Source organism: Micromonospora sp. NPDC047134 (genome assembly GCF_040643455.1).
Classification (GTDB): Bacteria; Actinomycetota; Actinomycetes; order Mycobacteriales; family Micromonosporaceae; genus Micromonospora.
Genome location: NZ_JBEYUI010000004.1, coordinates 124,837 through 146,109, shown reverse-complemented (window position 1 = coordinate 146,109; position 21,273 = coordinate 124,837). Strand labels below are relative to the sequence as shown.

The window sequence follows — 21,273 nt, the reverse complement described above, 5'->3', positions numbered from 1 at the left end:
CGCTGGCGGTGAGCCAGTCACGGGATAAGGGGGACGGGTTTGGCCCAGCGGGGGGTGCCGGTGGGGTCTACGTAGCAGAGGGCTACCAGCAGGTCGGCGGGGTCGGTGAGGAGGGCGGCGGCGGGGCCCATCTGGAAGAGGGCCACCAGGTCGCCCTCGGCGACCGCCCGGGTGCTGACCGCGCCGAGGTTGTCCGGGGTACGCAGCGAGTCGCTCGACTCCGGACGGGAGACGGCACCGGCCAGGAAGTCGTACCGTCCGGCGAGGGTCTCGTACGAACCGGCCCAGTTGAACCCGGTGCTGCCGGTGGCGTCCCAGCCACCGGTCGGAGGCACCACCCGGGGTGGATCCAGCCGGTTGTCCAGCAGGATCACCTGATAGGTGCCGGGCTGGCCCGGGCCGGACCACCGCAACCGCAGCAGCACTGACTGGTCGTCCGGGTCCTCGACCGGGGCGGAGCCGTCGCGCCAGCCGTACGCGGCGGCCAGGTCGGCCACCTGGTCCGGCTGCGGCAACATCGCCTCGACGGTGACGGTGACGGCCTCGGGGCTGGCATTGTGCTCACGTTGGCGTTGCCGCGCGTGGTCGATCGTGGCCAGTACGGCGACGGTGACCGAGACCAGGGCCACCACCCAGCGCAGTCGCGCTCCGTGTCTGCCCATGGCCGGAGGATAACGCCGTAGCCGGCCGGGCGCCGTCAGTCAGCCGACACAGCGGCCGACCGGCGGGTCTGTCGGGGCATGCGGGCTGGCCGGGGAGGTCGGGGCGTCGGTGGCAAGGGTCCGGCGGGCGGCACTAGAGTCGCTTTGACCATGCCCGGTCGGCCTGACCGGAGCGCCACAGCTTGGGGGTTGACGGGTGGGCGAGGCGCACACGAACGGTCATCACACCGGCGGTCCCGGGGCGGCGGAGACGGACACCACCCTGGTCGTGGTCACCGGACTGTCCGGCGGTGGGCGCAGCACGGTGGCCCGGGCTCTGGAGAACGTCGGCTTCTACGTCGTGGACAACCTTCCCCAGGCCCTGTTGCTGGAGATGGCCGAGCTGGCCGTCAAGGCCGGCGGGGCGGCCCGGCGTACCGCGATGGTGCTGGACGTCCGCTCCCGGGCCTTCTCCACGGACCTGGCCGAGGCGATCCGGGAGCTCAAGGAGCGGGGCTACGCGCCCCGGGTGGTCTTCGTCGACGCCGACGACGAGGTGTTGATCCGCCGGTTCGAGAGTGTGCGCCGTTCCCACCCCCTGCAGGGTGACGGGCGGCTGGCCGACGGCATCGCGGTCGAGCGGGGGCTGTTGGAGGAGGCCCGCGACCAGGCCGACGTGATCATCGACACCAGCCACCTGAACGTCAACCAACTGCGTCGGCGTATCGAGGAGCTGTTCGGTGGGGAGGACGCCCGCAAGCTGCGGGTGACGGTGATCTCCTTCGGCTTCAAGTACGGCCTGCCGCCGGACGCCGATTTCGTGCTGGATGCCCGGTTCCTGCCCAACCCGTACTGGGTGCCGGAACTTCGGGAGCACACCGGTCGGGAGGAGGCCGTCAGCGCGTACGTGCTGGGGCAGGAGGGGGCGGACGGTTTCGTCTCGGCGTACACCGATCTCGTCGGCGCCACCACGGCCGGCTTCGAGCGGGAGGGCAAGCGGTACCTGACGGTCGCGGTGGGCTGCACCGGCGGCAAGCACCGCAGTGTGGCCATCGCCGAGGAACTGGCCGCCCGGTTGCGCCGGGCCGGCCTGGCCGCCAACGCGCAGCACCGGGACCTGGGGCGGGAATGACCATCCGGGTGGTGACCTTCGGGGGTGGGCACGGCCTGTCGGCCGCGCTGCGGGCCCTGCGCCGCTGCGCACCCGAGTTGGATCTGGACATCACCGCCGTGGTGACCGTCGGGGACGACGGTGGCTCCAGCGGGCGGTTACGCGCCGAGCGGGGTGGCCTGCCCCCCGGGGACCTGCGGCAGGCACTTGTCGCGTTGGCCGGGGATCATCCGGCCACCCGCCGCAGCGCCGGGCTGTTCCAGCACCGGTTCGCCGCGGTGGCCGCCGACAGCGGGCGCCGGGACGCCCTGGCCGGTCATGCCGTCGGCAACCTGGTGCTCTGTGGGCTGATGGAGTTGCTGGGTGACCCGGTGGCCGCCCTGGAGCACGCCGGGGCGATGCTCGGCGCGGTCGGTAGGGTGCTGCCGATGTCCTGCCAGCCGGTGGACATCGAGGCGCAGGTACGCGGCACCGATCCGGACCGGCCGGACGAGGTGCGGACCGTACGCGGCCAACACCAGGTGGCGGTGAGTACGGGCCGGGTGGAGTCCCTGCGGCTGACCCCGCAGGCTCCGGAGGCATGTCCGGAGGCGGTCGCCGCGACGGCTGCCGCCGACTGGCTGATCTTCGGGCCGGGCAGCTGGTACACCAGCGTCCTGCCGCACCTGCTGGTACCCCAGCTGGCCGCGGCCATCCTGGCCAGTCCCGCTCGTCGGCTGGTCACCCTGAACCTGGCCGCCGAGCAGGAGACCCTCGGGTTGTCCGTCGCCGACCACCTGGCGGCCCTGCGCTGGTACCTGCCGGAGTTGACGGTCGACTACGTGCTCGCCGACTCCAAGGCCGTCGGGGATCCGGCCCCGGTCTACCGTGCGGCAGAATCCCTGGGGGCCCGACTGGTCCTCGCTCCCGTCGCGGTCGACGACGGTACTCCCCGTCATGATCCGGCCGCACTGGCCGCCGCCCTGGTGCCCGTACTGGGCGCCGATCGTTAGACACGTACGTAATCTCCGGCGACACGCCGGAACCGGTCCGTGAGGGGACGCACAATGGCGATGACGGCTGCGGTCAAGGACGAGCTGAGTCGGGTCGACGTGCCCAAGCCCTGCTGCCGGCGGGCGGAGATGGCCGCGCTGCTGCGGTTCGCCGGTGGGCTGCACATCGTCTCCGGACGGGTGGTGGTGGAGGCGGAACTGGACACCGGCGCGGTGGCGCGTCGGCTGCGCCGGGAGGTCGCCGAGGTCTACGGCTACCCGAGTGAGATTCATGTGCTGGCCTCCGGTGGGCTGCGCAAGGGCAGCCACTTCATCGTCCGGGTGGTCAAGGACGGCGAGGCGCTGGCCCGGCAGACCGGCCTGCTGGACGTGCGGGGTCGGCCGGTGCGGGGACTGCCGCCGCACGTGGTGGCCGCCAACGTCTGCTGTGCGGTCTCCGCCTGGCGGGGGGCCTTCATGGCGCACGGTTCGCTGACCGAGCCGGGCCGCTCCAGCGCCCTGGAGATCACCTGCCCGGGGCCGGAGTCGGCCCTGGCCCTGGTCGGGGCGGCCCGCCGCATCGGCATCACCGCCAAGAACCGTGAGGTGCGGGGGGTGGACCGGGTGGTGGTCAAGGACGGCGACGCGATCGCCGCCCTGCTCACCCGCATAGGAGCCCACGCCAGCGTGCTGGCCTGGGAGGAACGTCGGGTACGCCGGGAGGTACGCGCCACCGCCAACCGGCTGGCGAACTTCGACGACGCCAACCTGCGCCGCTCGGCGCGGGCGGCCGTGGCCGCGGCGGCCCGGGTGACCCGGGCGCTGGAGATCCTCGCCGACGATGCGCCGGAGCACCTGACCTCGGCCGGTCGGCTGCGGCTGGAGCACCGGCAGGCCTCCCTGGAGGAGTTGGGTGCCCTGGCCGACCCGCCGTTGACCAAGGACGCCATCGCCGGTCGGATCCGCCGGCTGCTGGCCCTGGCCGACAAGCGGGCCCGGGACCTGGGCATCCCGGATACCGAAGCGGCAGTCACGCCGGACATGCTCGTGGTCTGATAGGACGGTGGGTCGTCCGGCGGGCGGGTCGGTGTCGGGCCGACACGCGCCGTCGGCGCGGTGCGGTGTCCCGTGTGGTGTGGGGTGGACAACCACCCGACGCAGCGCGGCTCGACGCGCTCGGATAGGGTCGCTTGCGTACGGCAAGGGGGCCGGAACCGGTGCACCCGCCGTACCCACCGCCTCGGGCGGTCAGGTCCCTCGGACCGCGGCGGGGTGGCCGAGATGAATCGTCAACGGCCGGCTCCAACGGTCGGCGCACACCGCTTCGCCGGCCGAGGGTCTCCACGCCGGCGAACCAGAACGCGAGGAGATGGGACCTGTGACCATCCGGGTTGGCATCAACGGCTTCGGCCGCATCGGCCGTAACTTCTTCCGGGCAGTGCTGGCGTCCGGCGCTGACGTGGAGGTCGTTGCGGTCAACGACCTCACCGACAACGCCACGCTCGCCCACCTTGTCAAGTACGACAGCATCCTGGGCCGCCTGCCGCACGAGGTGAAGGCCACCGCCGACGAGATCACCATCGGTGGCAAGAGCATCAAGGCGTACGCCGAGAAGGACCCGGCGGCGCTGCCGTGGGGCGACCTCGGTGTGGACGTGGTGATCGAGTCCACCGGCTTCTTCACGGACGGCACCAAGGCCAAGGCGCACCTCGACGGTGGGGCCAAGAAGGTCATCATCTCGGCGCCGGCCAAGAACGAGGACGTCACCGTCGTGATGGGGGTCAACGAGGGCTCCTACGACCCGGCCAAGCACAACATCATCTCGAACGCCTCCTGCACCACCAACTGCCTGGCCCCGATGGCCAAGGTGCTGCACGACACCTTCGGCATCGAGGGTGGTCTGATGACCACCATCCACGCGTACACCCAGGACCAGAACCTCCAGGACGCGCCGCACAAGGACCTGCGTCGGGCCCGGGCCGCCGCGCTGAACATCGTGCCGACCTCGACCGGTGCGGCCAAGGCCATCGGCCTGGTGCTGCCGGACCTCAAGGGCAAGCTGGACGGGTACGCCCTGCGGGTGCCGATCCCCACCGGCTCGGCCACCGACCTCACCGTCACGGTCGGTCGGGCGACCACGGTGGACGAGGTCAACGCCGCGATCAAGGCCGCCGCCGAGGGTCCGCTGCGGGGCATCCTCACCTACAACGAGGACCCGATCGTCTCCGCCGACATCGTCACCGACCCGGCGTCGTGCATCTTCGACGCGCCGCTGACCAAGGTCATCGGCAACCAGGTCAAGGTCGTCGGCTGGTACGACAACGAGTGGGGCTACTCGAACCGCCTGGTCGACCTCGTCAAGCTGGTCGGTCAGTCGCTGTGAGTGCGAGGAGTGAGCTTGCGAGCCCCGCAGTCACGAACGGGAGGCTAGCTCTGTGAGCATCCGTACCCTCGACGATCTGCTCGCCGAGGGGGTGTCGGGTCGGCGCGTGCTGGTGCGCGCCGACCTGAACGTCCCGCTCGACAAGCAGACCGGTGCCATCACGGACGACGGCCGCATCCGCGCGGTCCTGCCCACCCTGGGTGCGCTCACCGAGGCCGGCGCCAAGGTGATCGTCTGCTCGCACCTGGGCCGGCCGAAGGGCAGCCCGGACCCGCAGTTCAGCCTCAGCCCGGTGGCCGGGCGGCTCGGCGAGCTGCTCGGTGCCCCGGTGCACTTCGCCACCGACACGGTCGGCGAGTCCGCCCAGGCGACCGTGGCGGCGCTGGGCGACGGCGAGGTCGCGCTGCTGGAGAACCTCCGCTTCAACAAGGGGGAGACCAGCAAGGACGAGGCCGAGCGGGGTGCCTTCGCCGACCAGTTGGCCGCCTTCGGTGACGCCTACGTCGACGACGCCTTCGGCGCGGTGCACCGCAAGCACGCCAGCGTGTACGACGTACCGGCCCGGCTGCCGCACGTCGCCGGTCGCCTGGTGCTGCGGGAGGTGGAGGTGCTCTCCACCCTCACCGGCAACCCGGAACGGCCGTACGTCGTGGTGCTCGGCGGCTCCAAGGTCTCCGACAAGCTCGCCGTGATCGAGGCGCTGCTACCCACGGTCGACCGGCTGCTCATCGGCGGCGGCATGTGCTTCACCTTCCTCAAGGCGCAGGGCCACGAGATCGGCACCTCGCTGTGCGAGGAGGAGATGGTCGAGACCTGCCGCAATCTGCTGGAGCGCTCCGAAGGCAAGATCATGCTCCCGGTCGACGTGGTGGCCGCGGACGCCTTCGCCCCGGACGCCGCGCACGACGTGGTGCCGGCCGACGGCATCCCCAGCCACCGGGTCGGCCTGGACATCGGGCCGGAGACGGTGGCCGGCTTCGCCGCCGCCCTGCGGGGCTCCTCGGCCGACGGCCCGGCCAACGCCCGGACGATCTTCTGGAACGGCCCGATGGGGGTGTTCGAGATGGCGGCGTTCGCCAACGGCACCCGGGGGGTCGCCGAGGCGATCGCCGCCTCCGACGCCTTCAGTGTCGTCGGTGGCGGTGACTCGGCCGCTGCGGTGCGGGCCCTGGGCCTGGACGATAAGTCCTTCGGACACATCTCCACCGGCGGCGGCGCCTCCCTGGAGTACCTGGAGGGCAAGACCCTCCCCGGCATCGCGGCTCTGGAGAACTGATGGCGAGCGCCCCTCGCCGGCCCCTGATGGCCGGCAACTGGAAGATGAACCTCAACCACCTGGAAGCCAACCTGCTGGTGCAGAAGTTGGCGGCCAGCCTCACCGAGAAGCAGCTGACCGAGGTGGAGACGGTGGTCCTGCCGCCGTTCACCGACCTGCGTACGGTGCAGACCGTCGTCGAGGGCGACAAGCTGCTGATCGGCTACGGGGCACAGGACCTCTCCGCGCACGCCTCGGGCGCCTACACGGGCGAGATCGCCGGGTCGATGCTGGCCAAGCTGGGCTGCACCTACGTGGTGGTCGGGCACTCCGAGCGGCGGGAGTACCACCGCGAGGACGACGCCCTGGTCGGCGCCAAGGTGCAGGCCGCCCTGGCCAACGGGCTCACCCCGATCCTCTGCGTGGGGGAGGGGCTCGACGTCCGGGAGCAGGGCGGGCAGGTAGCGCACTGCGCCGAGCAGCTCGACGGGGCCCTCAAGGGGCTCTCCGCCGAGCAGGTGACCAAGGTCGTGGTGGCCTACGAGCCGGTCTGGGCGATCGGCACCGGCAAGACGGCCACCCCCCAGGACGCCCAGGAGGTGTGCGGCGCGCTGCGTACCCGGCTCGCCGAGACCTTCGACCAGGGCACCGCGGACCAGGTACGGGTCCTCTACGGCGGCTCGGTGAAGTCGTCGAACGTGGCGTCGATCATGGCCCAGCCGGACGTGGACGGCGCTCTGGTGGGCGGTGCCAGCCTCGACGCCGAGGAGTTCGCGAAGATCTGCCGGTTCCCGGAGCACATCACCGGCTGATCGCTCGCTATCCTTGACTCCGCCCGTCCGCCGGTCGGTGCCGCCGTGCCCGAACTGCCCGGGCGAGGATCGTAACGAGAGGACTGACCCCCGCCATGCCGATCTGGTTCGCCTACACGTTGATCGTGTTGCTGGTCATCACGAGCGTACTGCTCGTCCTGCTTATTCTGCTGCACCGCGGCAAGGGTGGTGGGATGTCCAGCATGTTCGGCGGTGGCGTCAGCTCCAGCCTGGCCGGGTCGTCAGTGGCTGAGAAGAACCTGGACCGCTACACCGTGCTGGTGGGCATCGTCTGGTTCGCCTGCATCGTCGGGCTCGGCCTCTGGCTTCGGTTGCAGGTCGGCGTCTGATCAGGCGCCACTAGTCGTACAATCTGCGCGCGGTCCGTCACCCGACGGGCCGCGCGCACGTCGTTTCACCCGCTGCACCGCGTCGCCCGCCGTCCACCCCTCGACGGCGGTCCCCTCCGACGACAGGAGCGAGCGCCGTGTCGAACGGCAATGTCATCCGAGGCGCCCGAGTCGGGTCCGCGCCGCCCCGCCACCCCGAACGCCACCGGCCGGTGCCGTGCCGCTCGGTCAGCTTCTGGTGCCGCAACGGGCACCGCACCGACATCCGCATCGCTGCCGAGGCGGCGACCCCGCAGCTGTGGGACTGTCCCCGCTGCGGGCTGCCCGCCGGCCCGGACGCCCAGGATCCACCCGGCCGGGTCACCAGCGAGCCGTACAAGACCCATCTGGCGTACGTGAAGGAGCGGCGTACCGACGCCGAGGGGGAGGCGATCCTCGCCGAGGCCCTCGCCGCCCTACGCAACCGGCGTGGCGGGAGCTGAGCGCCGCCTGCACGCCACCGCCTGCCTCAGACCGATGTGTTAAGCGGGGGCCCCTGTACTACGCGAGGCGTTAATAAGGGGCCCCTCCTTTCAGCGGAGGCTGCGGAAGCGGGCGGGGACGTCGGCCGCGGCGGCCCGGTCGAGCAGCCACAGGGTGCGGCTGGTGCCCTGCACCCCGGCGGCCGGGATCTGCACCGGCCCGGCCCCGGCCAGGGCCATCCCGACCGATCGGGCCTTGTCGGCCCCGCTGGCCACCAACCAGACCTCCTCGGCCGTGTTGATCGCCGGCAGGGTCAGGGTGATCCGCACCGGGGGCGGCTTGGGGCTGCCCCGCACCGCGCTGACCGGCCGGCTCTCGTAGTGCACCGGATGCTCCGGGAAGACCGAGGCGACATGGCCGTCCTCGCCCACCCCGAGCATCAGCACGTCGAAGTGGGGGAGTACGGCCGTCCCGGGGCGGGCGGCCCGGGCCAGTTCGGCGGCGTACCGGGCGGCGGCCTCCTCCGGGTCGGCACCGGCGTCCGAGGGCGGCATCGCATGGATCCGCTCCGGTGCCACCGGCACCGCGTCGAGCAGCGCTGCCCGAGCCTGGGTCTCGTTGCGCTCCGGGTCACCGGCGGGCAGGAACCGTTCGTCACCCCACCAGATGTCGACCCGGGACCAGTCCACCGCGTCCTTGGCCGGCAGGGCCGCGACGGCCCGGTAGACCGCGGCGGCTATCCGCCCACCGGTCAGCACCACGGCCGCCTGGCCACGCTCGGCCTGGGCGTCGAGCAACTTCACCACCAACCGCGCCGCGACCGCCTGGGCCAGCAGGTCGGCATCGGCGTGTACGGCGACACTCGCCTCGCTCATGGTGTCCTTCCGCGACCGCCCGGGCGGTCGGTGTAGTGCCCTCTTGCGGGGTGGGCGGTCAGGATTGGGTACTCGTGGAGGCGTGCGCGGTGACCCCGGCCTCGGCCCGCTCCGCGGTGGCCGGGTCCTTCCAGACGTGCACCCGCTGGCTGGGCCGACGGTCCAGGGTGGTCAGTCCGGCGAAGGCACCCAGGGCTTCCGCGTACACCTGGTCGGGGCCGAGTCGGCGCAGCTCCTCGGCCAACTCGTCGCCCAGGGGCCGACGGACCAGGGGCAGGATCCGGTCCTCCTGACCGGTACGCCGGAAGATGGCCACGTTGTCGTCCCGGGTCAGGGTCAGCTCGTCGCCGTTGGCGCAGCGCAGCTGCACCTCACGCATCCGGGGGAACTCCCTGGTCCGCTCCCAGCGTGGCTTGATGCCCAACCGGCTGCGCAACCAGCCGCGCATCAGGGCGGCCGTGGGGTCGCTCGGCGGCGCGATGACGGCCGCCTCGGTCAGCTGGGCCTCCGTGGTGTCGAAGGCCCCGGCCACCACGGCCCGCCACGGAGTGATCCGGGTCCAGGCCAGATCGGTGTCGCCGGGGGCGTAGTCCCGGGCGCGTTGCCGCAGCGCCTCGATCGGGTCGGCGGCCTGGGCCGAGTCGGTGATCCGCCGGTCGGCCACCACCCCCAGGAAGTCGGTGGCGATCTCCATCGGCGGCTCGCCGTGCCACCAGGTCACCACGGGTACGTCCGGCACCAGCAGCGGCATCACCACCGACTCGGCATGCAACGCCAGCCGCCCGTACATCCGCATGACGACGGCCTCGCAGGGGCCCAGTCGCCCGCCTACGACGATCTCCGCGTCCAGCCGGCTGCGGTCCCGTTCCAGGTCGGAGCGGACGACCACCAGCAGTCGGCAGGGGTGCGCGGCGGCGGCGATGGTGGCCGCCGCCTCGGCGTCGCGGACCCGCTTCTCGTCGACCACCACGATCAGGGTCAGGGCCATGCCGCTGGCCACCCCACCGGCGCTGCGCCGCTCCGCGGCGAGCGCCTTGACCACCTCGTTGCCGGTGGTGTCCCACAGTCCGATCAACGCAGCCTCCAGGTTCGCTCGGGGTGTCCGGTCACGCCCGCCGCCAGGCCCGACCCTCGCGGGCCAGCATCTCGTCGGCGGCGCGGGGACCCCACTCGCCGGCCCGGTAGGACTCGGGCTTGGTGCCCTCCCAGGCGTGTTCCAGCGGGTCCACCACGGCCCAGCTCTGTTCGACCTCGGCGGCGTCCGGGAACAGGGTCCGGTCACCGATCAGCACGTCCAGCACGAGGCGCTCGTACGCCTCCGGGCTGGACTCGGTGAAGGCCTCGCCGTACTGGAAGTCCATCGCGATGTCCCGGACCTCCATCGTGGTGCCCGGCACCTTGGACCCGAACTTGAGCACCACCCCCTCGTCCGGCTGGACCCGGATGACGAGTTGGTTGTTGCCGAGCATCTCCATGTCGGTCGTGTTGAACGGCAGGTGGGGGGCCCGCTTGAAGATCACCGCCACCTCGGTCACCCGCCGGGGCAGCCGCTTGCCGGCCCGGATGTAGAAGGGCACCTCGGCCCAGCGGCGGTTCTGGATGCCGAGCCGGACGGCCACATAGGTCTCCGTGGTCGAGGTGGGGGGAACCCCGTCCTCCTCCAGGTAGCCCTTGGCGCGTTGGCCACCGACCCAGCCGGGCAGGTACTGCCCGCGTACGGTGCCCTCGCTGACGTCCTTGGGCAGGGTGATGGCCTTGAGCACCTTGAGCTTCTCGGCCCGGATCTCGTCGGCGTCGAAGCTGGTCGGCTCCTCCATGGCCACCAGGGCCAGCAGTTGCAGCAGGTGGTTCTGCAACACGTCCCGGGCGGTGCCGACGGAGTCGTAGAAGCCGGCCCGGGAGCCGATACCGACATCCTCGGCCATGGTGATCTGCACCGAGTCGACGTACTGCGAGTTCCACAGCGGCTCGAAGAGGCTGTTGGCGAAGCGCAGGGCGAGGATGTTCTGAACGGTCTCCTTGCCCAGGTAGTGGTCGATGCGGAACACGTCCCGCCGGGTGAACACGTCGTCGACCAGGTCGTTGAGGGCCTTCGCCGAGGGCAGGTCGTGCCCGAAGGGCTTCTCGACCACGACCCGACGCCAGCCGCCGCACCGCTCGTTGTCGGCCATGCCGGTACGGGCCAGTTGCTTGAGCACCACCGGGAAGGCGGCCGGCGGGATGGAGAAGTAGAAGGCCGCGTTGCCGTGGATGCCGTGGCTGTCGCGCAGACCGTCCAGGCACTGGTTGAGCCGGTCGAAGGCGGTGTCGTCGTCGAACGAGCCACCGACGAACTTGATGTTGTGTTCCAGGCGCGACCAGACCTCCTCGCGCCAGGGAGTGCGGGCGTGGCTCTTGGCCGCCTCCCGGGCCAGCGAGGCGAAGTCGCCGTCGACCCAGTCACGCCGGGCGAACCCGACGACCACGAAGCCGGGTGGCAGCAGCCCCCGGTTGGCCAGGTCGTAGATGCCCGGCAACAGCTTCTTCTGGGCCAGGTCCCCGGTCACCCCGAAGATCACCAGAGCACAGGGCTCCGGGATCCGGGGTAGTCGCCGGTCCTGCGGGTCGCGCAGCGGGTTCACGCCGCCTCCTCGCTCCGCTCGTCCACATCGTCCATCGTCATGCCCCACAGTGCACCGACCGGCCCGGGCCCGCCGGCAGCACCTCTCAGGAGTACGGCCCACCGGGTACCGGCAGATCAACATCGACCGTACCGGTTGTCTGAAGAACGCTACCCAACCGTGAGCCCTCGGATCACCCCCTCGGATCACCCGCGCCGCCACCGGTCATCGGCGGCGGCGCGGGGGAGACCGGGGTGCCTACGCCTGGGCGGCGCCGCCCGGGTGGCCGGTGCCCTTGGCGGCGGCGACCAGCGACTTGCGTACCCCGTCGAGCAGTTCCTGCCAGCTGGCCTCGAACTTCTCCACGCCCTCACGCTCCAGGGCCTCGATCACGTCGGCCATGTCGACGCCGACCGCGGCCAGCCGCTCGAAGACCTGCCGGGCGTCGTCGTAGGCGTTGGTGACCGTGTCCGGGTGGGTCTCGCCGTGCTCGGCGTAGGCGTGGATGACCGCCTCCGGCATGGTGTTGACCGTGCCGGGGGCGATCAGCTCCTCGACGTAGATGACGTCCCGGTAGTCCGGGTTCTTCGTCGAGGTGGAGGCCCACAGCGGGCGCTGGGGGTGCGCCCCGGCCGCCGCCAGGGCCTGCCAGCGGTCGCTGCCGAAGACCTCGCTGTACCGCTCGTACGCCAGCCGGGCGTTGGCCACGGCGGCCTTGCCGCGCAGGCCCTTGGCCTCCTCCGAGCCGATCTTCTCCAGCCGCTTGTCCACCTCGGTGTCGACCCGGGAGACGAAGAAGGAGGCCACCGAGGCGATCTTGGACAGGTCGTGGCCGTTGGCCCTGGCCTGCTCCATGCCGGCCAGGAAGGCCTCCATCACCTGCGAGTAGCGGTCCAGCCCGAAGATCAGGGTCACGTTGACGCTGATCCCCTCGGCCAGGGTGGCGGTGATCGCCGGCAGGCCGTCCTCGGTAGCCGGGATCTTGATGAACAGGTTCGGCCGGTCGACCAGCCACCACAGCGCCTTGGCCTCGGCCACGGTGCGCTCCGCCTCGTGGGCCAGCCGCGGGTCCACCTCGATGGAGACCCGGCCGTCGACCCCGCCGCTGGCGTCGTACGCCGGGCGCATCACGTCGCAGGCCCACCGCACGTCGTACGTGGTGAGCATGCGGACCGCCTCCTCGACGTCGACCCCCCGCACGGCCAGGTCGCGCAGCTGCCCGTCGTAGGTGTCGGCGTCGCTCAACGCCTTGGCGAAGATCGTCGGGTTGGTGGTCACCCCGACCACGTGCTTCTCCCGGCGCAGCTGGTCCAGCCCGCCGGAGGACAGTCGTACCCGGGAAAGGTCGTCGAGCCAGACCGCCACCTTCGCGGCGGAAAGCTCGCCCAGCCTGTCGGTAGTCATGTGCGCCAACGCTCCCCTCAGTTGCCGGTGGTGAAACCGGTGATGTCCCCGACCCGGGTCAGCGCCGCGTGCGCGGCCGCCACGATCCGGTCGGGGGTGAAGCCGAACTGCTCGAACAGCACCGAGTGCGGGGCGCTGGCGCCGTAGTGCTCCAGGCTCACGCTCTCGCCGCAGTCGCCGACGATCCCGCGCCAGGACATCCCGATGCCCGCCTCCACGCTCACCCGGGCCTTTACCCCGCGCGGCAGCACGGACTCCCGGTAGGCCTCGTCCTGCTCGAAGAACCACTCCTGGCAGGGCATCGACACCACCCGGGTGGGGGTGCCGTCGGCCTCCAGCCGCTCCCGGGCGGTCAGGCAGAGCTGCACCTCGGATCCGGTGCCGATGAGGATCACCTGCGGCTTGCCGTTGGACGCCTCGGCCAGCACGTAACCGCCCTTGGCGACCCCCTCGGCACCGGCCAGCTGGGAACGGTCCAGGGTCGGCAGCGGCTGACGGCTCAACGCCAGGGCGGTCGGCCGGTCGGTGTGCTCCAGGGCCTGCCGCCACGCCCAGGTGGTCTCGTTGGCGTCGGCCGGGCGGACCACGTCCAGACCGGGGATGGCGCGCAGCGCGGTCAGGTGCTCCACCGGCTGGTGGGTCGGGCCGTCCTCGCCGAGACCGATCGAGTCGTGCGTCCAGACGTAGACCACCGGCAGCTTCATCAGCGCGGCCAGCCGCACCGAGGGCCGCATGTAGTCGCTGAACACCAGGAAGGTGCCGCCGTACGGGCGGGTGCCGCCGTGCAGGGCGATGCCGTTGAGGATCGCGCCCATGGCGTGCTCACGGATGCCGAAGTGCAGGGTGCGGCCGTACTCGTGGCCGGGGAACTCCTTGGTGGCGTACTGGCTGGGTACGAAGGAGGGCTCGCCCTTCATCGTGGTGTTGTTGCTCTCCGCCAGGTCGGCGGAGCCGCCCCACAGCTCGGGCAGCACCGGGGCCAGGGCGCCCAGCACCTTGCCGGAGGCGGCCCGGGTGGCCACCCCCTTGGGGTCGGCCGGGAACTCCGGCAGGACCTCCGTCCAGCCCTCCGGCAGGGCCCGGGCGGCCAGTCGGTCGTACAGGGCCCGGCGCTCGGGGTTGGCCTCGGACCAGGCGCCGAAGGCGGTGGACCACTCCTGCTGGGCGGCCTCGCCGCGGCGCAGGGCGCCCCGGGCGTGGGCCAGCACCTCCTCGGCCACCTCGAACGAGACAGCCGGGTCGAAGCCGAGGATCTCCTTGGTGGCGGCCACCTCGTCGGCACCCAGCGCCGAGCCGTGGATCTTGCCGGTGTTCTGCTTGTTCGGCGCCGGCCAACCGATGATGGTGCGCAGGGCGATGAACGAGGGGCGGCTGGTCTCCGCCTTGGCGGCCAGCAGCGCCGCGTACAGCGCCTCGACGTTCTCGTGGTAGTCGCCCTGGTCGGCGTCACCGCTGCGCCAGTCGACCGTCTGCACGTGCCAGCCGTACGCCGCGTAGCGGGCCGCCACGTCCTCGCTCATCGCGATGCGGGTGTCGTCCTCGATCGAGATCTCGTTGTCGTCGTAGATCACGCAGAGGTTGCCCAGCTGCTGGTGCCCGGCCAGGGCGCTGGCCTCGTGGCTGATGCCCTCCTCGATGTCGCCGTCGGAGGCGATGCACCAGATGTGGTGGTCGAACACGGAGTCACCGGGCTCGGTCTCGGGGTCGAACAGGCCGCGCTCGCGGCGGGCCGCCATGGCCATGCCGACGGCGTTGCCCATGCCCTGCCCGAGCGGGCCGGTGGTGGTCTCCACACCCGGGGTGTGCCCGTGCTCGGGGTGCCCCGGGGTGAGCGAGCCCCACTGCCGCAGCGACTTCAGGTCGTCCAGGCTCAGTGGGTAGCCGGCCAGGAAGAGCTGGATGTACAGCGTCAGGCTGGAGTGGCCGGCGGACAGCACGAAGCGGTCCCGGCCGGGCCACGACGGGTCGGCCGGGTTGTGCCGCATGACCCGGTTGAACAACAGGTATGCCGCGGGGGCGAGACTCATCGCCGTACCGGGGTGGCCGTTGCCGGATTTCTCCACGGCGTCCATGGCCAGCACGCGGACGGTGTCCACGGCGCGGCGGTCGAGGTCGGACCAGTCAAGTGCGGGGTGCTCGGGTCGTTTGGCAGCCACGGTGGTTAGTGCTCCTCGGCGAGTTGGGCGGAACCCTCACTGGTGACCCTATCGAGCGTGTCTGAACGTGCGCCCGAGGATCTCAACATGCTGGTCTGTACGGTTCCGGTCGGTTGCCGGGTTCAGCTGCGCGGATCCACCGTCGGTGTGACGGTTGGCACCGTTGCCGGGTCGCCCGGGCAGCCAAAACGACAGCGCGTAGTGTGTGGGGCGGTTGTGTGTCGATCCGCTGGGTCCGACCGTCCCGACCTCCCCTGCCCACGCTGGAAGGTGGCAATCCGTGAGCATGATCACCGAGCGCCCGGTCAGTAACCCTGACGGGGAGTCGCCGGTGCGCTCGGCGGAGGAGTCGCCGGCCCGCTCCCGCGAGGTGCGGGCGGTGGTGGCCGCGTACGTGTCGCTGACCAAGCCGCGCATCGTCGAGTTGCTGCTGGTGACCACCGTGCCGGCGATGATGCTCGCGCACGGCGGCCTGCCCTCGCTGTGGCTGATGGCGGTGGTGCTCGTCGGTGGCTCGCTCGCCGCCGGGGCGGCCAGCGTGCTCAACTGCTACATCGACCGCGACATCGACCAGGTGATGCGGCGGACCAAGCGTCGTCCGCTGCCCGCCCACACGGTGACGCCGCGTAACGCCCTGATCTTCGGTCTGGTGCTGGCGGTGGTCTCGATCGTCTTGATGGCGGCCTTCACCAACCTGCTGGCCGCCGGGCTGACCCTGGCCGCGATCGTCTACTACGACCTGGTCTACACCCTGTGGCTCAAGCGGACCACGGCGGCGAACACCTTCTGGGGCGGAGCGTGTGGAGCCGCCCCGGTGCTGATCGGCTGGGCGGCCGTGACCGGCACCCTGTCCCCGGTGGCCTGGGGGCTGTTCGCGGTGGTCTTCTTCTGGCAGATGCCGCACTTCTATCCCCTGGCGATGAAGTACAGGGACGACTACGCCCGCGCCGGCATCCCGATGCTGCCGGTCGTGGCCTCCGTCCGCCGGGTGAACGCCGAGATCATCCTCTTCGCCTGGCTGACGGTGCTCTCCTCGCTGGCCGTCTGGGCCCTGGGCCTGAGCCCGGTGTACGGGGTGCCGACCGCCGTGGTGGGCGCGATCTTCATCATCGAGGCGCACAAGCTTGCCGGCCGGGCCCGGCGGGGCGAGGCGGTCAAGCCGATGCGGCTGTTCCACTGGTCCACGACCTACCTGACCATCGTCTTCGCCGCCGCCGCCCTCGACGCCCTCCTCTGAGGCGTCAGCCGGGCTCTCGATCAACGCCAGGCTTCTTCTGTGATGCGGTATTCGGTTGTCTGAATTGTCGGCCAATCAGGATTATCGACCAACTCGGGTGATCCGGGTCGTTCGCCCCGGTCTAGCCGGTCGTTGTGGCCGCTTTGGTCCGGGTAAATACGGGCAAAAATCCTCCCGGCCTGCTTAAACCTCGGCGTTATCGGTATCACAAAACGCTTACGGTTCTCCTGCGTACGGCCCCATGTCTGCTTAGGCTTCGCGTTATGGCAGATGGTTCCGATACGACGCTGACGGCTGATCAGACCGCCTCCGGGTCGGCCCCCAACGGGCTGGTCGCGGGCATCAAGTCGTTCGCCGCCGGACACGGCGGGGCGAAGGCGGTCATCGAGTACGTCGGCAAGCGCGGCGCACGGATCGTCCTGGTGGGTTCGGACGGTGCGTGGGGCGACCAGTTCGCACAGGACACGGTCGTCGCCCGGGAGGCCTGCGCGCAGGCCGGAGTAGCCGTGGAGAACGCCTGGGAGCGGGAACTGATGGACCAGATGCGCCCGAGCAACGACCTCTGGCGATCGATGGCCCGACGCACGATGGCCCGTTGAGATAAATTGACCGACCACCACCAGTCGACCCGGGGGGAACCCCGGGTCGCTCTCGTCACCTGCACCGAATTCACCGACCTCGAAGCGGACGATCGCCTGGTGATCGCCCCGCTGGCCGAGCGCGGCATCACGGCCGAACCAGCCGTCTGGGACGACCCGGCCGTCGACTGGGCCGGATACGACCTGGTCGTGCTCCGCTCACCCTGGGACTACATGTCCCGCCACGCCGAGTTCGTCGCCTGGGCCGCCGGGGTACCCCGACTGGCCAACCCGGCCGATGTGGTGCGGTGGAACACCGACAAGCGCTACCTGGACGAGCTCTCCGCCGCCGGGGTGCCCACCGTGCCCACCGGTTGGGTGCTGCCCGGCGAGGACTGGCAACCCCCCGCCGACGACGGCGAGTACGTCATCAAGCCCTCGGTCAGCGCCGGTAGCCAGGACACCGGCCGCTACGACCTGGCCGATCCGGAGCACCGGGAACTGGCCGTTGCCCACGTCCGTCGGCTCGGCGCTGCGGGCCGGATCACCATGATCCAGCCGTACCTGAGTGCGGTGGACACCGTGGGGGAGACCGCCCTGCTCTACTTCGCCGGCCCGCAAGGGCTGGCGTTCAGCCACGCCATCCGCAAGGGGCCGATGCTCACCGGCCCCGACCTGGGTACGGAGGGGCTGTACAAGGCCGAGGAGATCGACCCGCGAACCGCCACCGGGGACCAGTTGGCGGTGGCGGAGCAGACCCTGGCCGCGCTGCCCGGCGGGTCGGACCGACTGCTCTACGCCCGGGTGGACCTGATCCCCGGCCCGGAGGGTGACCCCGTGCTGGTGGAGCTGGAGCTGACCGAGCCCTCCCTGTTCCTCGGCTACGCCGAGGGCGCCCCGGACCGCCTCGCCGAGGCCATCCGCCTCCACCTGACCCGCACCGCCTAGCAGAGGGCGGGCGGCGGAGCCGCGCTGACACGATCCCGGATCGAGTGGCCTTCCTCGCGACCGAAGCCACTCGATCCGGCATCGAGCGTGATCTTGCGGCGGTTCCAGCGCTGGGCCGAGGCTCGGCGCTGGGGCGGGTCAGGCGCTCGCGGCCGCCGGCTCCTGGGTCGGTGTGCCGGTCCGGGTGTGCGGGGCGGTGGGGTCGGGGGCGATCGGGCGACGTTCCCGGATCGACCAGAGCACCGACAGGGTGGCCAGCCAGACCAGGCAGGAGCCGAGCATGTGGGCGCCGACCAGCAGCACCGGCAGGTTGGTGAAGTACTGCACGAAGCCGATCACGCCCTGGGCCAGCTCGACCAGCAGCAGGGTGCGGGCGGCCCGTACCGCCCCGGCCGGGGCGCCGAGGGCGCGCAGCGCCAGCCACAGGCCGACGGTCAGGCCGATCAGCAGGAAGACCAGGTCGGCGTGCACCTGGGAGATGGCCTGCGGGTCCAGGCCGTTGCGGACCGCGTCGGCATCACCGGCGTGCGGGCCGCTGCCGGTGACCAGCACCCCGACGATGATCACCGCCGCGCTGACCACGACCGTGATCCAGGTCAGGGTCCGCAGCGCCGGGGGGACCAGGGCGACCTTCGGGCCCTCGGGTTCGCGCACCTGCCGCCACAGGGCGTACGAGACGAGCAGCAGCAGCATCGAGACCACGAAGTGGATGCCGACGACCGAGGGGTGCAGCTGGGTGCGTACGGTGATGCCGCCGATCACGGCCTGCGCCACGATGCCCAGCACGACGCCCAGCGCGAGGGACAGCGCGCCCCTTCGACGCGGGCGGTGCGCCAGGACGGCCAGCAGGGTGGCACCGGCGATCGCCACCAGGACGAAGGTCAGCAGCCGGTTGCCGAATTCGATCACCCCGTGCATGCCCATCTCGGCGGTCGTGGTGTACGAATCATCGGTGCACCTGGGCCAGGTGGGGCAGCCGAGGCCCGAGGCGGTCAGCCGGACCGCCCCGCCGGTGACGACGATCACCACGTTGGCGACGATGTTGGCGAACGCCAGGCGGCGGAGCAGCGTGGTGGAGACCGAGAACCGGGCAGGTGGCTTCACGGAGCGAATCCTACGCACCGTAGTTGTTCCCGATCGGGTGACTCCGCCCGATCGGTGGTTCGGATCACCGGTACCCCGTTTGCAGGGCCTGGTTGAATTACGTAACGTGGGCGTTGTGAAAAAGGCGGCAGGGCTCCCTGAGCACCCGCCGGCGGGCGATTCGGCCGCCGGTCGTACGGTGCCGCCCGCCTCCGCCCGCCCGGCCGGCGAGGGTGCTTCCAGCGCCGACCTGTCGACCCGCGACCGGGTCACCCAGCTGCTGCTGGAGCGCCGCGCCGCCACCGCGGCCCAACTGGGCGGCGCGCTGGGGCTCAGCCCGGCGGCGATCCGCCGGCACCTCGACGCGATGCTCGCCGACGGCGACGTGATCGCCCGCGAGCAGACCGTACGCGGTCACCGGGGACGGGGCCGACCGGCCAAGGTCTTCCTGCTGACGGACGCCGCCCGTAGCCGCTGTGGCACCCACCACTACGACAACATGGCCACCGCCGCGCTGCGCTGGATCGCGCGTACCGGGGGACCGGAGGCGGTGGAGCAGTTCGCCGCCGAGCAGGTGGCCGCCCTGGAGGCCCGCTGCCGGGCGGCCCTGGCCGACGCCGGGGACGACCCGATGGCCCGCGCGGAGGCACTCGCCGCCGCGCTGACGGCCGAGGGTTACGCTGCCAGTGCGTCCACGATCGCCTCCGGCGGCCAGCTCTGCCAGCACCACTGCCCGGTGGCACACGTGGCCGCCGAGTTTCCCGCGCTGTGCGAGGTCGAGACCACGGTGATCTCCCGCCTGGTCGGCACGCACGTGCAGCGCCTGGCCACCATCGCGCACGGTGACGGGGTGTGCACCACGCACATTCCCGGTTCGCCGCCTGCCCAGTCCGGTATGACCGTCACCACTGTGAGGACAGATAGATGACCGAGCAGATCGTCCAGCCCCTGACCCAGGAGGAGCAGCTAGCCGCCCTGGGCAACTACGAATACGGCTGGGCCGACCCGGACGTCGCCGGGGCTGCGGCCCAGCGTGGCCTCAACGAGGCGGTGGTGCGGGACATCTCGGCCAAGAAGAACGAGCCGGCCTGGATGCTCGACCTGCGGCTGAAGGGCCTGCGGCTGTTCGAGCGCAAGCCCATGCCGGCCTGGGGCGCCGACCTTACCGGGATCGACTTCGACAACATCAAGTACTTCGTCCGGTCCACCGAGAAGCAGGCCACCAGCTGGGAGGACCTGCCCGAGGACATCAAGAACACCTACGACAAGCTGGGCATCCCGGAGGCGGAGAAGCAGCGGCTGGTCGCCGGGGTCGCGGCGCAGTACGAGTCCGAGGTGGTCTACCACAAGATCCGCGAGGACCTGGAGGAGCAGGGTGTCGTCTTCCTGGACACCGACACCGCCCTCAAGGAGCACGAGGACATCTTCAAGGAGTACTTCGGCACGGTGATCCCGGTCGGCGACAACAAGTTCGCCGCCCTGAACACCTCCGTGTGGTCCGGCGGCTCGTTCATCTACGTGCCGAAGGGCGTGCACGTGGAGATCCCGCTGCAGGCCTACTTCCGGATCAACACCGAGAACATGGGCCAGTTCGAGCGGACCCTGATCATCGTCGACGAGGGTGCCTACGTGCACTACGTCGAGGGCTGCACCGCCCCGATCTACTCCTCGGACTCCCTGCACAGCGCGGTCGTCGAGATCATCGTCAAGAAGAACGCCCGCTGCCGCTACACCACCATCCAGAACTGGTCGAACAACGTCTACAACCTGGTCACCAAGCGCGCGGTGTGCCACGAGGGCGCGACCATGGAGTGGATCGACGGCAACATCGGCTCCAAGGTGACCATGAAGTACCCGGCGGTCTACATGACCGGCGAGCACGCCAAGGGCGAGGTGCTCTCGGTGGCCATGGCCGGCGAGGGGCAGCACCAGGACGCCGGGGCCAAGATGGTGCACGCGGCGCCGCACACCAGCAGCACCATCGTGTCCAAGTCGATCGCCCGGGGCGGCGGCCGGACCTCGTACCGGGGCCTGGTGCAGGTGCTGGAGGGTTCGCACAGCAGCGCCAGCACGGTCAAGTGCGACGCCCTGCTGGTGGACACCATCTCCCGCTCGGACACCTACCCGTACGTCGACATCCGTGAGGACGACGTCTCGATGGGGCACGAGGCCACCGTCTCCAAGGTCAGCGAGGACCAGCTCTTCTACCTGATGAGCCGGGGCCTGAGCGAGGACGAGGCGATGGCGATGATCGTGCGTGGCTTCATCGAGCCGATCGCCAAGGAACTGCCGATGGAGTACGCCCTGGAGCTCAACCGCCTGATCGAGCTGCAGATGGAGGGCGCGGTCGGCTGACCCGCCCGGCGGGCCGGTACCTCCGGCCCGCCATCCCAGCACCTTCACCGTC

Annotated in this window: 20 protein-coding genes; 13 read left to right on the top strand and 7 right to left on the bottom strand. The window is 71.0% G+C overall.

Annotation, left to right across the window (positions count from 1 at the left end):
• Positions 1–17: 17 nt before the first annotated feature.
• A complete protein-coding gene (locus tag ABZ795_RS07950) occupies positions 18–662 on the bottom strand; it encodes a hypothetical protein (RefSeq protein ID WP_357529764.1) in 645 nt (214 codons plus the stop codon).
• A gap of 196 nt (positions 663–858) precedes the next feature.
• On the opposite strand from ABZ795_RS07950, the gene rapZ reads away from it, so the two are divergent.
• The 8 genes from rapZ (at position 859) to ABZ795_RS07910 (ending at position 8,005) form a co-directional block, all read left to right on the top strand.
• Positions 859–1,773 (top strand): RNase adapter RapZ, encoded by a 915-nt coding sequence (gene rapZ / locus ABZ795_RS07945; protein WP_357529763.1) that lies wholly within the window; start codon positions 859–861, stop codon positions 1,771–1,773.
• Entirely contained in the window at positions 1,770–2,744 is a 975-nt protein-coding gene (gene yvcK, locus ABZ795_RS07940; RefSeq protein WP_327024976.1) for a uridine diphosphate-N-acetylglucosamine-binding protein YvcK, read from the top strand. The genes rapZ and yvcK overlap by 4 nt, the downstream gene beginning before the upstream one ends.
• 54 nt (positions 2,745–2,798) lie before the next feature.
• Positions 2,799–3,779, top strand: coding sequence for a DNA-binding protein WhiA (gene whiA, locus ABZ795_RS07935; protein ID WP_357529762.1), 981 nt, complete (start codon positions 2,799–2,801; stop codon positions 3,777–3,779).
• Between the two features lie 322 nt (positions 3,780–4,101).
• Complete coding sequence (gene gap, locus ABZ795_RS07930) at positions 4,102–5,106, top strand: type I glyceraldehyde-3-phosphate dehydrogenase (RefSeq protein ID WP_327024978.1); 1,005 nt, start codon at positions 4,102–4,104, stop codon at positions 5,104–5,106.
• 52 nt (positions 5,107–5,158) lie between these two features.
• Entirely contained in the window at positions 5,159–6,382 is a 1,224-nt protein-coding gene (locus ABZ795_RS07925) for a phosphoglycerate kinase (RefSeq protein WP_327024979.1), read from the top strand.
• Positions 6,382–7,173, top strand: coding sequence for a triose-phosphate isomerase (tpiA, locus tag ABZ795_RS07920; RefSeq protein ID WP_327024980.1), 792 nt, complete (start codon positions 6,382–6,384; stop codon positions 7,171–7,173). The genes ABZ795_RS07925 and tpiA overlap by 1 nt, the downstream gene beginning before the upstream one ends.
• Positions 7,174–7,268: 95 nt before the next feature.
• Positions 7,269–7,523, top strand: coding sequence for a preprotein translocase subunit SecG (gene secG, locus ABZ795_RS07915; RefSeq protein WP_327024981.1), 255 nt, complete (start codon positions 7,269–7,271; stop codon positions 7,521–7,523).
• Positions 7,524–7,660: 137 nt separating this feature from the next.
• Complete coding sequence (locus ABZ795_RS07910; RefSeq protein WP_357529761.1) at positions 7,661–8,005, top strand: RNA polymerase-binding protein RbpA; 345 nt, start codon at positions 7,661–7,663, stop codon at positions 8,003–8,005.
• Positions 8,006–8,095: 90 nt separating this feature from the next.
• Here the strand turns inward: ABZ795_RS07910 and pgl are convergent, their stop codons facing one another.
• The 5 genes from pgl to tkt form a co-directional block, all read right to left on the bottom strand.
• Positions 8,096–8,860 carry a 6-phosphogluconolactonase gene (gene pgl, locus ABZ795_RS07905; RefSeq protein WP_327024983.1) on the bottom strand — a complete coding sequence of 255 codons (765 nt, stop codon included), beginning with the start codon at positions 8,858–8,860 and terminating at the stop codon, positions 8,096–8,098.
• A gap of 58 nt (positions 8,861–8,918) precedes the next feature.
• Complete coding sequence (locus ABZ795_RS07900; protein ID WP_327024984.1) at positions 8,919–9,935, bottom strand: glucose-6-phosphate dehydrogenase assembly protein OpcA; 1,017 nt, start codon at positions 9,933–9,935, stop codon at positions 8,919–8,921.
• Positions 9,936–9,966: 31 nt separating this feature from the next.
• Entirely contained in the window at positions 9,967–11,481 is a 1,515-nt protein-coding gene (gene zwf / locus ABZ795_RS07895; protein ID WP_357529760.1) for a glucose-6-phosphate dehydrogenase, read from the bottom strand.
• 237 nt (positions 11,482–11,718) lie between these two features.
• On the bottom strand, positions 11,719–12,864 hold the full coding sequence (gene tal / locus ABZ795_RS07890; protein ID WP_357529759.1) for a transaldolase: 1,146 nt from the start codon (positions 12,862–12,864) through the stop codon (positions 11,719–11,721).
• A 17-nt stretch (positions 12,865–12,881) separates the two neighbouring features.
• The gene (gene tkt, locus ABZ795_RS07885; RefSeq protein WP_327024987.1) at positions 12,882–15,020 is read right to left on the bottom strand and encodes a transketolase; all 2,139 of its coding nucleotides are present in this window, start codon (positions 15,018–15,020) and stop codon (positions 12,882–12,884) included.
• Positions 15,021–15,300: 280 nt separating this feature from the next.
• Between tkt and ABZ795_RS07880 the strand changes: the two genes are divergently transcribed.
• From ABZ795_RS07880 to ABZ795_RS07870, 3 genes are all read left to right on the top strand, one after another.
• Complete coding sequence (locus ABZ795_RS07880; protein ID WP_327024988.1) at positions 15,301–16,257, top strand: heme o synthase; 957 nt, start codon at positions 15,301–15,303, stop codon at positions 16,255–16,257.
• A gap of 263 nt (positions 16,258–16,520) precedes the next feature.
• A complete protein-coding gene (locus tag ABZ795_RS07875; protein ID WP_327024989.1) occupies positions 16,521–16,856 on the top strand; it encodes a hypothetical protein in 336 nt (111 codons plus the stop codon).
• 6 nt (positions 16,857–16,862) lie between these two features.
• Complete coding sequence (locus tag ABZ795_RS07870) at positions 16,863–17,783, top strand: hypothetical protein (protein WP_357529758.1); 921 nt, start codon at positions 16,863–16,865, stop codon at positions 17,781–17,783.
• 138 nt (positions 17,784–17,921) lie between these two features.
• Here ABZ795_RS07870 and ABZ795_RS07865 read toward each other — a convergent pair whose 3' ends face one another.
• Positions 17,922–18,905 (bottom strand): COX15/CtaA family protein, encoded by a 984-nt coding sequence (locus ABZ795_RS07865; protein WP_357529757.1) that lies wholly within the window; start codon positions 18,903–18,905, stop codon positions 17,922–17,924.
• A 160-nt stretch (positions 18,906–19,065) separates the two neighbouring features.
• On the opposite strand from ABZ795_RS07865, the gene ABZ795_RS07860 reads away from it, so the two are divergent.
• Together ABZ795_RS07860 and sufB are read left to right on the top strand one after the other, a co-directional pair.
• Positions 19,066–19,794: a transcriptional regulator gene (locus ABZ795_RS07860; RefSeq protein ID WP_327027043.1), complete on the top strand. Its 729-nt coding sequence runs from the start codon at positions 19,066–19,068 to the stop codon at positions 19,792–19,794.
• Positions 19,791–21,221: a Fe-S cluster assembly protein SufB gene (gene sufB, locus ABZ795_RS07855; RefSeq protein ID WP_357529756.1), complete on the top strand. Its 1,431-nt coding sequence runs from the start codon at positions 19,791–19,793 to the stop codon at positions 21,219–21,221. The genes ABZ795_RS07860 and sufB overlap by 4 nt, the downstream gene beginning before the upstream one ends.
• The last annotated feature ends 52 nt before the right edge of the window (positions 21,222–21,273 follow it).

Excerpts from the sequence above, each read along its gene's own strand:
- ABZ795_RS07950 (WP_357529764.1), bottom strand. The coding sequence starts at position 662 with ATGGGCAGACACGGAGCGCGACTGCGCTGGGTGGTGGCCCTGGTCTCG.
- yvcK (WP_327024976.1), top strand. The coding sequence starts at position 1,770 with ATGACCATCCGGGTGGTGACCTTCGGGGGTGGGCACGGCCTGTCGGCC.
- whiA (WP_357529762.1), top strand. The coding sequence starts at position 2,799 with ATGGCGATGACGGCTGCGGTCAAGGACGAGCTGAGTCGGGTCGACGTG.
- tpiA (WP_327024980.1), top strand. The coding sequence starts at position 6,382 with ATGGCGAGCGCCCCTCGCCGGCCCCTGATGGCCGGCAACTGGAAGATG.
- secG (WP_327024981.1), top strand. The coding sequence starts at position 7,269 with ATGCCGATCTGGTTCGCCTACACGTTGATCGTGTTGCTGGTCATCACG.
- pgl (WP_327024983.1), bottom strand. The coding sequence starts at position 8,860 with ATGAGCGAGGCGAGTGTCGCCGTACACGCCGATGCCGACCTGCTGGCC.
- tal (WP_357529759.1), bottom strand. The coding sequence starts at position 12,864 with ATGACTACCGACAGGCTGGGCGAGCTTTCCGCCGCGAAGGTGGCGGTC.
- ABZ795_RS07875 (WP_327024989.1), top strand. The coding sequence starts at position 16,521 with ATGGCAGATGGTTCCGATACGACGCTGACGGCTGATCAGACCGCCTCC.
- sufB (WP_357529756.1), top strand. The coding sequence starts at position 19,791 with ATGACCGAGCAGATCGTCCAGCCCCTGACCCAGGAGGAGCAGCTAGCC.